An 11,560-nucleotide genomic window follows, 5' to 3' on the forward strand; every position below is an offset into this window, starting at 1 on the left:
CCCGAGGAGCGCCCGCCGTGGGGGCGGCGCGAGCCTTTGCGCTCGTTTCCTACACCCGGGCCAACCGTCGATGAGTAGATTAATCAAATCGTACTCAGATCGACCATGACCTCCTTCCGCTCCCTGGTTTCGTTCCTTTCGGGCCGGCGTGTTTCCGCACGGCGCCAGCTCCAGTCGCTCTACCGCAACCAGGCCGTGATCGAGTTCACGCCGCAGGGTGACGTGGTGTTTGCCAATGAGCCCTTCCTGGCGCTGATGGGCTATTCGCTCGACGCAATCAAGGGCCGGCACCACAGCATGTTCGTCGACCCGGCCGAGCGGCATTCCGGCGACTACGCACAGTTCTGGAACCGGCTGCAAAGCGGCGAGCCCTTCGTCGGGCGCTGCAGGCGCATCGCCGGCAACGGCGGCGAGGTCTGGTTGCAGGCCAACTACAGCCCCGTGCTCGATGGCGCAGGCAAGGTGGTGCGGGTCGTCAAGTACGCCATGGACATCTCCGGGCAGGTGCTGCGCGACGCGGAATCGCAAAGCCAGCTGGCCGCGGTAGGGCGCGCGCAGGCCGTGATCGAATTCGACCTCCAGGGCCGCATCCTGCGTGCCAACCGCAACTTCCTGGATGCGATGGGCTACCGCCACGAAAGCGATGTCGTCGGCCGGCACCACAGCATGTTCGTGCGCCCCGATGAACGCCAGGGCGCCGCGTACAAGGCCTTCTGGCAGCACCTGGCGCGCGGGCAGTTCCACCAGGGCCAGTTCGAGCGTGTCGGCCGCGAGGGCAACACGGTGTGGATCGAGGCCAACTACAACCCGGTGCTCGACCAGGCCGGCCAGCCGTTCAAGGTGGTCAAGTACGCCACCGACATCACCGCCCGCTTCGAAGCGACGCGCATGGTGCAAGGCGCGTTCGAGGAACTGAAGCAGCTGGTCAGGCACAGCGCCAGCCAGGCGGGCGACGCCCATTCGCACACCCGCCAGGTGGCCAGCGTCGCGCTCGATGGCGCGGATGCCTCGGCGGACGCCATGGCGGCCATGCAGCAGATCCAGGCCGACTCCAAGCGCATCGCCGACATCGTGGGACTGATCGACGGCATCGCCTTCCAGACCAACATGCTCGCGCTCAACGCGGCGGTGGAGGCCGCGCGCGCGGGCGAACAGGGCCGCGGGTTTGCCGTGGTCGCGGGCGAGGTGCGCAGCCTCGCGCACCGCAGTGCAGCCGCCGCGCGAGAGATCGGCGGGCTGGTCTCCGCCTCGACGGCCCGCGTGCAGGCCGGCAACGAGAAGGTGCAGGCGTCGGGCCGCGTGATACGGGAGATCCAGCAATCGGCTCAGCAGGCTTCCCGGATCATGGAGGCGATCGTCGACGCCTCGCGCAGCCAGGATGTGCGCCTGGGCGCGGTCCACGAGGCGATGGCGCGGCTGGAGGCCGCGGACAGCCGCGCCTGAGCGGTCGTCAGCGCAGCCGGTACGCCACGCCATCGCGGCCGGGGTCCGCGCCGCCATGCAGGCCGTCGGCCTGCACCTGCACGCCGTGCACCCAGCCGATCGTGTAGTTGTACGGGTTGCGGCCGATGGCGTAGCCCTGTGCTTCGAGCGCGCGCGTGGTGGAACGCGGAATGCGGTTGCACACGTCGATGGCATTGCTGGTGGACGAGAAGCGCGGCGCCGACACGGCGGCCTGCATCTCCATGCCGTGGTCGATCACGTTGAGCAGCACCTGCAGCACGCCCATGGCGATCTGCGTGCCGCCGGGGGCGCCGAGCACCACGTCGAGCGCGCCGTCCTTGAAGGTCATGGTGGGGCACGACGATGTGAAGCGGCTCTTGCCCGGCCGGATGCTGCCGGCGCGGCCCGGGCGCGGGTCGAACACGCCCATGCAGCCGTTGTACAGGAAGCCCATGCCCGGGGTGATGATGCCCGAGGGCATGGCCAGCGAGTGGGTCAGCGAGACCGCATTGCCGTCGGCGTCCACCACGCTCAGGTGGGTGGTGTCGCGGGGCACCGGCGCGCCGGGGTTCACGCGCTCCACGTTGAAGCGGTGGCCCGTGCGGATCTGCTCGGCCACTTCGCGCGCCATGTCCTTGGACAGCAGCTGTTCCAGCGGCACGTCGAAGAACTTCGGATCCCCGATGCAGCGGTCCTTGTCGATGGTCGCCTTCTTCATGGCCTCGCACACCCGCTGCAGGTAGCCGGGGCTGTTGTGCTCCATGCCCGCCAGGTCGAAGTGCTCGAGGATGTTGAGCATCTCCAGCAGCATGGCGCCGCCGCCCGGCGGCTGGTTGGTGGTGACGGTGCGGTCGCGGTAGCGGCCCACCAGCGGCGGGTTGCGCTGCACCCGGTACCGGGCCAGGTCGTCGAGCGTGAGCAGCGCGCCCAGCGACTGCAGGTGCGCCACCATCCGCTGCGCCAGGTCGCCTTCGTAGAACGGCCGCGCGCCTTCCTCGGCAATCTGGCGCAGCACGGCGGCCATGCCGTCGTTGCGCAGCGGCGCGCCGATGGGCTTGGGGCGCCCGTCGGGGCGGCAGTAGAGCTGGCGGCCCTCGTCGCTGTATTGCAGGCGTTCGAGGTTGCCGACGCGGCCCATGGCCGGCTCGTCGATCCAGAAGGCGTGCATGCCGGGGCGCACGAAGTAGCCGTCCGCCGCCCAGCGGATCGCCGGCTCCACCACCTGGCGCCACGGCAGGCGGCCGTGCGCCTGGTGCATCGCCTCCAGGCCCTTGAGCGTGGCCGGCGTGCCGATGGACTGGGGGCCGATGTCGTTGACACGGCCCTGGAGGATGAAGCCGAAGCCGTCCCGGGTCTCGCCCTCCAGCAGGTGCTCCCACATGTCCTCCCTGGCGGCCAGCGGCGCGGGCGAGTGGAAGTCGAAATATTCGTGCACCTGGGCGCCGGGCAGGTAGACGGCGGCGGTGCCGAAACCCGCGATGCCGCACATCAGCGGATCGACCACCGTCTGGGCCAGCGCGGTGGCCACGGCGGCATCGACCGCGTTTCCGCCCGCGCGCAGGATGTCGATGCCCGATTCGGCGGCCTCCGGCTGCGGGCAGACCACCATGGCTTCTTTTTTCATGGGCGTTGCATGCCGGTTCATTTGGCGCTGAGGTTCAGCGCTTCGAGCGTGGGGCCCCAGGCCTTGGCGTCACGCACCGTCGTCTCCATCACCAGCGCCGAAGGGCCTGACAGAGGGATCACGCCCATGCTCTTGAGCTTGGCCTGCACGTCGGGGCTCTTGTGGAAGGCTTGCGTGGCCTTGTTGAGCTTTTCCACGATGTCGGCCGGCGTGCCGGCGCGCGCCACCACGGCGCTCCAGCCCATGTTGTCGAAACCCTTCACGCCCAGTTCGCCCAGCGTGGGCACATCGGGCAGCTCAGGGGTGCGCTGCGGTGCCAGCACGGCCAGCGGATTGAGCTTGTGGTTCTTGATGTGGGGCAAGGCCGTGCCATACACCGGCGCCATCACCTCCGTCTGCCCGCCGATGGTGGCCAGCACGCCGTCGGCCTCGCCCTTGTAGGGGATGTGGGTCATCGAAATGCCCAGGGCGTTGTCCACCAGTTCGACGGCCAGGTGCGTGGAGTTGCCCAGTCCGGCGGAGGCGAAGTTCAGCTTGCCGGGCGCCGCCTTGGCTTTTTCCGTCAGATCCTTGAGCGTCTTGATGCCCGTGGCCGGGTTGGCCGACAGCACGAAGGGCACGGTGGTCAGCATGGACACGCCCACGAAGTCCTTCTCGGGGTTGTAGGGCAGCGGCTTGTAGGTGAACTGGTTGAGCACCATCAGCGAGACGCTGCCCAGCAGCAGGGTGTAGCCGTCGGCGGGCGCATTCAGCGCGTTCTGCGCGGCGATGAGGCCGCCCGCACCGGGCTTGTTCTCCACCACGATGGTGGCGCCGATGGCCTTGCCGGCGTGTTCGGCCCACAAGCGCGCGATGGTGTCGCTGCTGCCGCCCGGGGCTTGCGATACGACCAGGCGCACCGGCCGGCTGGGGTAGCTTGCCTGCGCGTACGCGGTGGCGGCCGCGACGGCCGCGAGCGCGGCACCGATCAGGATCCTGGAGATGTGCGTGATGGGTTGGGGCACGGGGGCTTCCTCAGAGGGCTGTCATGAAAGATGAAGGTATTTTCATGACGACCCTGTCGCTCTCCTAGTGAAAATGCACAATGGGTGCATGAAAGTTTACTCATGATTGATCGATCGGAGGGCGCGTCCTGGGCGCGAAGCATCAAGGTGCGGCACCTGGAGTCGTTCCTGGTGCTGGACGAAGCGGGCACGCTGACCGCGGCGGCCGCGCGGCTGCACATGACGCAGTCGGCCATGTCGCACTGGCTGGCCGAGCTGGAACGCGTGGCGGGCACGCCGCTGGTGGTGCGCGGGCGCAAGGTGCAGCTCACGCCGGCCGGGCATTTGCTCAGGCGGCTGGCGCTCACGGTGCTGGGCGACGTCGCCCGCACGGGCCGCGAGATGCATGCGGTGGCGGCGGGGCGCGTGCCGCGCCTGAACGTGGGCAGCGTCTGGGCAGGCATCGCCGGCGGCCTGCCCGAGGCGGTGGCCGCTTTCCAGCAGCGGCACGCCGACGTGGCCGTGTCCATCCACGACGGGCCGTTCGACAACCTGCTCAAGGGCCTGGAGACGCGTGCCATGGATGCCGTCATCGGTGTCCTGGATGCGCGGGCGCACCAGCCGCAGCTGGCACACCAGGTGCTGTTCGACGACCGGGTGAGCATCGTCATCGGGCAGGGCAGCAGGCACTGGGGCAGCAACCGGGTGCTGGACTTCGCCGACGTGCTGCGCGAGAAGTGGGTGATGCCGCCCGTCGGCACCCTCACGCGCATCCAGATGGATGCCTACCTCATCGAGCAACAGGCTTCGTGGCTGGTGCCCAAGGCGGAAACCGCCTCGCTGGCCATGATGCAGGCGCTGCTGCAAAAGGGCGACTACGTGGGCGTGTGTTCGGAATCCATGGCGGACTACATGGCCTCGCTGGGGCTGTTCAGGAAAGTCGCGGTCGATTCGAACATCCGGTTCGGCCCCATCACCGTGGTCTGGAACCGCGAGCACGCCTCGGCCACCCTCATGGACTTCGTCGCCTGCCTGAAGGCGCATGCGCGGGGCGTGCCTGGTGTGCCGGTGCAGGCGCCGCCTGGCGCTTAGCGCCCACGCCACTCTCCTCGAGCGCGCGGCTTGCGGTGCGTCACGGCCCGGTACGTTCGAACGCAGGCGCGATCCGGTCGGCCTATGTGCGTCGGCCGGGTCCGGCGCTCAACGGCACGGACATGGCGGAGCTGGGCCGGCTGATTCAGCGGCTTGAGTAACGGCTGGCTGCCGGGCGTCGATCGCGGCAGACGCGAGCTTGCCACCGCGCCGTTGGATGCCTGGCATCGTGAACGCTGCTTGCATCGCAGGGCGCAATCGATAGACTGCCAGAAACCCACCCACCCAGCCGGCAGTCGACCGAGGCGCGGTGCCCACACCATGCCCCATCGTCCGGACGCTGCTTCGACGCGGTACGAACTTCTGGCTCTGGAGCTCGAGCAGCAGATTGCCGGTGGCGTGCTGCGCCCTGGCGATCGCCTGCCTTCCGTGCGCCAGGCCTGTTCCAGCCGGGGCTTGAGCGCGAGCACGGTGTTCCAGGCCTACTATCTGCTCGAATCGCGCGGCCTGGTGCGTGCGGTGCCACGGTCGGGCTACTTCGTCACGGCTCGCGCCGACGGCACGTCGCTGCGGGAACCGGAAATCTCGCAGCCGCGATCCGGATCGCAGCCTGTCGAGATCAACGACCTGATCTACGCGTGCCTCGGCTCCGCGCGCGCGCGCAACATCGTGCCTCTGGGTTCTGCGTTCCTCAGCCCGACGCTGTTTCCGCTGGACAGGTTGCGGCGCGCCCTGGTCTCCAGCATGCGGCGGCTCGACCCCTGGCGCATGGTCGAAGACCTGCCGCCCGGCAATCAGCAGCTCAAACGCGAGATCGCGAAACGCTATCTGCGCCAAGGCTTTGCCGTGGCCACCGACGAGATCGTGCTCACCCACGGAGCGATGGACGCATTGAACCTGTGCCTCAATGCGGTGGCGCGGCCTGGCGACGCTGTGGTGGTGGAGTCCCCCACCTTCTACGTGGCCTTGCAGGCGCTGCAGCGGCTGGGCCTGCGCGCCATCGAAGTGCCGACCCATGTGCGCGAGGGCATCGATCTCGGTCGTCTGGCGCAGGTGATGGCGCTCCACAGTCCGAAGGCCTGCTGGCTGATGACGACCTTTCAGAACCCCCTGGGCAGCCTGATGCCCGAAGCGAAGAAGCGCGACCTCGTCGCGCTGCTCGCCCGGCACGATGTGCCGTTGATCGAAGACGACGTCTATGCCGAGCTCTACGAAGGCAAGGTCGCCCCGCTGCCGGCCAAGGCCTTCGACCGGCGCGGCCTGGTGCTGCACTGCTCGTCGTTTTCCAAGTGCCTGGCTCCTGGCTACCGCGTGGGCTGGGCCGCGCCCGGCCGTTTCACACGCGAGGTCGAGCGGCTGAAGTTGTCGACGAGCCTGTCGGGTTCGATTCCTGTGCAGGCGGCGCTGGCAGCGTACCTCCAGGAAGGTGGCTACGACCGGCACTTGCGAGGCCTGCGAATGACGTTGCAGGCGCAGCGCAACAGCCTGTTCGACGCGGTGAACCGGCTTTTTCCGGACGGAACGCGGGTCGTGCGGCCGGCGGGCGGCTATTTCGTGTGGGTCGAGCTGCCCAGCGGCGTCGACGCGATCGCCTTGCACGGCGCCGCGCTGGCGCAGCACATCAGCCTGGCCCCGGGGCCGATGTTCTCTGCGCGGGCGGAGTTCCGGCACCACATCCGGTTGACCTGCGGCCAGCCCTGGAATGAAACGCTGGAACGCGCCATGCGCACGCTGGCAAGGCTGGTCGACCACGCACCGCGCGACGCGACGGCTTCTCGACCGTCGATCTGATCCGGTCGTTCGGGCCCGCAGCTGCACACGCCGCCAGCAGTGGCTGCGGGACAAACTGGTGCCATGCCCAAGAAACACGCCCTGCGGGGTGATCCGCGCCGCGGTGCAGCGCTCACGCGCATGGCGGCCAGTCCCACATCGGCGGGCCCGCAGATGACCCTGCAGGAGGTGCTGGACCGTCTGGGCCCCTCCATCTTCGCCGGGCTGCTCGACCCCGACGGCGTGCTGCGCTATGCCAACCAGGCGGCATTGCAGGCCATCGGCAGCGCGCCGGAGCAGGTGCTCGGCCAGCGTTTCGACGCCACCCCCTGGTGGCAAGCCTGCGAGGTCTCGCGACAGCGGCTTCAGCAAGCGCTGGCCGGCGCGGTGCGCGGCGAGGCCTCGCGCTTCGACGTGCGAGTGGCCACGAGCGGCGGCGCCACCTTGTCGATGGACTTCTCGCTGCTGCCGCTTTACGACCAGGCTGGCCGCGTGGTGTGGTTGATCCCGTCTGCGCGCGACGTGAGCGAACGTGAGCAGGCGCAGCACCAGTTGCAGCTCACGCGACAAGCCGTCGAACAGGCCAACGACGCGCTGTTGCAGGTCGGGCCCGATGGTGCCTATCGCGATGCCAACGCAGCGGCCTGCCGGCTGCTGGGCCTGGACCGCGAGCAACTGCTGCGGCTGCGTGTGCCCGACATCGAAACCCAGATCGATGTGGCGCAGTGGCCGCGGCGCTGGCGCGACTTGTGCGACCGGGGTTCGCTGCGTTTCGAGACCACCGTGCGCCACCAGGCGGGGCATGAGATTCCGGTCGACGTCTCCGTCAGCCTGGTGACCAGCGGCCAGGCGTCCTTCGCCCATGTCTGCATCGACGACCTGCGCGAACGCCGTGCCACCGAGCGGCGCATCCTGCAACTGCTGCAGTTCGACGAACTGACCGGGCTGCCGAATCGCCAGCTGCTCCTGGAGCGCTTGAACGCGACGGCGCAGACCAGCCTCCAGACCGTGGTGCTGGTGCTGGAGCTCGACCGTTTCAAGCGTATCAACGACGGTCTCGGCGCAGACATCGGCGACGCAGTGCTGCGCGAAGTGGCGCAGCGCCTCAGCGCCACCGTGCGCAGCGGCGATCTGGTGGCGCGCCGCGGCGGGGACGAGTTCGTGATCGTGATGCCGGCGCCATCCGTGCCGGTGCTGCACACGGCGCAGGCGCTGCTCGACAGCATTGCCCGTCCGATGCCGATCGCGGGGCAGGAAGTTCATATGACCTGCAGCATCGGCATCGCCACGGCACCTGCCGACGGTGACCACGCGGACACCTTGTTGCGCCGCGCCAGCGCCGCACTGCACCAGGCCAAGATGCTGGGACGCAACCAGGCCAGCATCTACGCCGGTGCACCGCACGACGACGACCCCGACCGGCTGGCGCTGGAGACAGCGCTGCGCAAGGCGCTGCGCGACGAGCAGCTCGATCTGCACTACCAGCCGCAAGTCGACCTTGCGCATGGCGGCATCGTGGGCGTGGAGGCATTGCTGCGCTGGCAGCACCCGACGCTGGGCCGCGTCGCGCCGGATCGCTTCATCCCCATCGCCGAGGAGACCGGCCTGATCGTCGCCATCGGCGACTGGGTGCTGCGCCGCGCCATCGAGCAGGCCGCGGCCTGGCAGGAGGCCGGGCTGCCGCCGCTGCGCATGGCCGTCAACCTGTCGGCGCGCCAGTTGCTGCATCCGGACCTGGCACGCCGCATCGAAGGCCTGCTCGCCTCGGCAGGCCTCGATCCCCGGCTGTTCGGCGTTGAGGTCACCGAGAGCATGCTGATCGGCAACTTCGACCAGGCGGTGCAGCACCTGCAAGCGCTGCGCGCGCTGGGCGTCGAAGTCTCGCTCGACGACTTCGGCACCGGCTACTCGAGCCTGAGCTACCTGCGCCGGCTGCCGGTGGACGTCGTCAAGATCGACCGTTCGCTGGTACCCGACGTCACCGCGCTGGCAGAAGATGCGTCGATCACCCGCGCCATCATCACGATGGCACACCAGCTGCAGATGAAGGTGCTTGCCGAGGGCGTCGAAAGCGAAGGCCAGGCGGCCCTGCTGGCGGCGCATCAGTGCGATCAGATGCAGGGTTACTGGTTCAGCGCGGCGCTTCCTGCAGCGGCAATCGAAACGATGCTTCGCGAAGATCGCAAGATCGATCCAGCGCTTCTCTTGTGGCGCTAGTTGGCGACACGCACGCCTCCTGCGGCCGATTGGCCGTTCTGGCATTGCGCGGCTCCAGCGGCACCATCCGCGCCGTGGCTCGAGCACCGGCGGGCCCGGGCTTCCAAAGCGCATGCGTCTGCAACCGGCCCTGCGCGACCAGGCGCAGCGAGGCACCGATCGCGTCCGCGCCGATGCGGTCCAGCGGAAGCAGCATGACGCAGCGCGCGCGGCGCCTCAGCCCTGGACGCTCTGGACCACGTAGAACTTCGCCACGCGGTCGCTGCTTTCCCATCCGATGGGTGCCCCCTGGGGCACGAACAGCGCATCGCCCGTGTCCGCCGACAGCACGCTGCCGTCGGGGGAGGCGAAGCGCACGCTGCCTGCCAGGAGATGCATGAACTCGTTCACGCGGTGCGGGCGAACGATCCGGTGGTAGGGCGTCGAGTCCCACGTGCCGGCGCTGTATTGCGCACCGTCGTCGATGAAGACGTTGTCGCTGCGGCACGCCGGCGAGGGGCCCAGCAGCACGTCCGCGGGCAGCGTGGCGGAGGGCTTGAAGTCGGCGTCGGCGCTCAGGGGAAAAAGGCCGCGCCGGGTCGGCTTCTCGCAAGCAGCGGCGCAGAACACGAATCGCGCGCGGGACCCGGCCTGCACGCGCAGCGAGGTACCGCATCCGATGACGGCGCCCGCCTGGGGCCGACCACCACCGGGGCCGCGCCGTCCGCTGTCAGCGTCAGCTCCCCCTCGACCACGACGATGGTTTCGATGTGGGGATAGCTTGCAATGTCGAGCTCGCCGATGAAGCTGGTGCGGCCCGCGCTCATCGCGCCCGGGCCTTCCCACGCGATCTCGCGATGCCGTGCAAAAGGATCGTCCTTGCCGAAGGCGGCCCTGCGGAAGGCGGTTGAAACGGGCGCGCCGTCGGCGCGATGCAGTACCAGGGCCTGGGTCATTGATTGTTCCTGCGCGATGTCGTCAGTGAAAGCCGTGAGCCCTGAGCTTAGGCTGCGAGCCGCTGGTGCCGGTGCTTCAATGAGGGCCCTGCGCAGGGCAGGCTGCCGTTGTGCGGGCCGCTACGGCAGATCCTGCCGTCGGCCGGAAGGTCAGGCCTGCGTGACCTCAGCGGGCGGAAGCACCGCCGTCGATGGGAATGACCGCACCCGTGATGTAGCTCGAAGCGGGCGATGCAAGGAGCAGCGCCAGGCCCTGGATTTCGTGCGGTTGCGCGACGCGCCCGAGCGGAATGTAGGTTCGCATGCGTTCGGCGGACTCGGGCAGCTTCAGGCGTCCGCCGTTGATCTCGGTTGCGAACGGGCCCGGCGCGATCGCGTTGACCAGCACGTTGAAGGGTGCCAGCTCGACCGCGGCCTGGCGAACCAGGTTGTTCACCGCCGCTTTGGACGCGACGTAGGCGTAGCCCGAAAGAGGCTCCGCGCGGATGCCGGCAATGGATGAGGTGACGATGATGCGTCCCTGGCGCCGCGGCTTCATGTGCCGTACCGAGGCGCGAAGCGTTGCCAGGACACCGTCCAGGTTGATGCGCATGACGCGGTCCCAGGCAGGGCGCTCGACGTGTTCGAGCTGGCCCGCCTCCACTGCGAAGCCGCGGCCCGCGCTGATGCCGGCATTGGCGAAGACGCAATCGAGCTGGCCGTAGCGGCGCACCGCGTCATCCACCACCGCATCCACCGCATCGGGGTTGGCAACATCCAGCACCGCCCCTTCGGCCAGGGGATGGTGCTTGCGCAGCAGCGCGACGCGCGCGTTCAGCGCGTCTTCGTCCACGTCGGTCATCAGCGTGCGCGCGCCCGCAGCGAGAAGAGCCTCGGCAATCGCCGATCCAAGCCCGCTGGCGGCGCCCGTGACCAGCGCGGTCTGTCCGCCGAGATCGAAAAGTTGGTGAACGCTCATGCGGGCTGCCTCGTCTTCTTCATGGGCAGGCTCGACTCCCAGTGCTCGGCCGCTTCCACCATGTAGTGGACGGTGAGCACGACCTTCTTGAACATCCACCGGCCATCGACGCGAACGTACTCGTCATCGAAACGACCGACCACGTACATGCTGCGGTCCCCGTGCACGGGGCGTCCGTCCAGGTAGCAGTGGCCGATCGCGGTGTCTCCACGCACCTCGACCTCGTGCTGGTGGATGAACTGCCGCGCGTACTGCACCGGGAAGTTCGCAAAGAACGCACGGATCGCCTCGCGCCCGAAAACCTCCGGGCGACCGTTGTAGATCACGCTTGCGTCCTCCGAAAACAGCTCGTGGAGACGCTGGCCTTCGTCTTCGTTGACAAAGACGTGATAGCGGGCGCGCAGCGTGCGTATCGCGTCGCGGCTTTCCATTTCGTCGACCCGCGCTTGCAGGCTCGCCAGCCGGTCCTCGAGTTGCGCGAAAAGTTGGATCTCAGGATTCATTCAAGTTGCTCCGGGAAAGGTGCCGGCAGGGAAGG

At 68.6% G+C, this 11,560-nt stretch carries 8 protein-coding genes and 1 pseudogene; 4 read left to right on the forward strand and 5 right to left on the reverse strand.

Annotated elements, in window-relative coordinates:
- The first annotated feature begins 105 nt into the window (after positions 1–105).
- Entirely contained in the window at positions 106–1,443 is a 1,338-nt protein-coding gene (locus WIX39_RS27345; protein WP_409196403.1) for a methyl-accepting chemotaxis protein, read from the forward strand.
- Positions 1,444–1,450: 7 nt separating this feature from the next.
- Here WIX39_RS27345 and ggt read toward each other — a convergent pair whose 3' ends face one another.
- A complete protein-coding gene (ggt, locus tag WIX39_RS27350; protein ID WP_409196404.1) occupies positions 1,451–3,067 on the reverse strand; it encodes a gamma-glutamyltransferase in 1,617 nt (538 codons plus the stop codon).
- Positions 3,068–3,084: 17 nt separating this feature from the next.
- Positions 3,085–4,071, reverse strand: a complete 987-nt coding sequence (locus WIX39_RS27355; RefSeq protein WP_106937901.1) for a Bug family tripartite tricarboxylate transporter substrate binding protein — start codon at positions 4,069–4,071, stop codon at positions 3,085–3,087.
- Between the two features lie 102 nt (positions 4,072–4,173).
- On the opposite strand from WIX39_RS27355, the gene WIX39_RS27360 reads away from it, so the two are divergent.
- From WIX39_RS27360 to WIX39_RS27370, 3 genes are all read left to right on the forward strand, one after another.
- Positions 4,174–5,142: a LysR family transcriptional regulator gene (locus tag WIX39_RS27360; RefSeq protein WP_409196405.1), complete on the forward strand. Its 969-nt coding sequence runs from the start codon at positions 4,174–4,176 to the stop codon at positions 5,140–5,142.
- A 321-nt stretch (positions 5,143–5,463) separates the two neighbouring features.
- A complete protein-coding gene (locus WIX39_RS27365) occupies positions 5,464–6,933 on the forward strand; it encodes a PLP-dependent aminotransferase family protein (protein WP_409196406.1) in 1,470 nt (489 codons plus the stop codon).
- 63 nt (positions 6,934–6,996) lie between these two features.
- The gene (locus tag WIX39_RS27370) at positions 6,997–9,129 is read left to right on the forward strand and encodes a putative bifunctional diguanylate cyclase/phosphodiesterase (RefSeq protein WP_409196407.1); all 2,133 of its coding nucleotides are present in this window, start codon (positions 6,997–6,999) and stop codon (positions 9,127–9,129) included.
- 216 nt (positions 9,130–9,345) lie between these two features.
- On the opposite strand, the pseudogene WIX39_RS27375 reads toward WIX39_RS27370, so the two are convergent.
- The 3 genes and pseudogenes from WIX39_RS27375 to WIX39_RS27385 all read right to left on the reverse strand — a co-directional run bounded on the left by WIX39_RS27375 (position 9,346) and on the right by WIX39_RS27385 (position 11,525).
- Positions 9,346–10,064, reverse strand: a pseudogene (locus WIX39_RS27375) (cupin domain-containing protein).
- Positions 10,065–10,230: 166 nt separating this feature from the next.
- Complete coding sequence (locus WIX39_RS27380) at positions 10,231–11,022, reverse strand: SDR family NAD(P)-dependent oxidoreductase (protein WP_409196408.1); 792 nt, start codon at positions 11,020–11,022, stop codon at positions 10,231–10,233.
- Positions 11,019–11,525, reverse strand: coding sequence for a nuclear transport factor 2 family protein (locus tag WIX39_RS27385; protein WP_409196409.1), 507 nt, complete (start codon positions 11,523–11,525; stop codon positions 11,019–11,021). Before WIX39_RS27385 ends, WIX39_RS27380 begins: the two co-directional genes overlap by 4 nt.
- Positions 11,526–11,560 lie beyond the last annotated feature (35 nt).

Origin of the sequence: Variovorax sp. AB1(2024) (genome assembly GCF_037482385.2) — a bacterium.
Lineage (GTDB): Bacteria > Pseudomonadota > Gammaproteobacteria > Burkholderiales > Burkholderiaceae_C > Variovorax.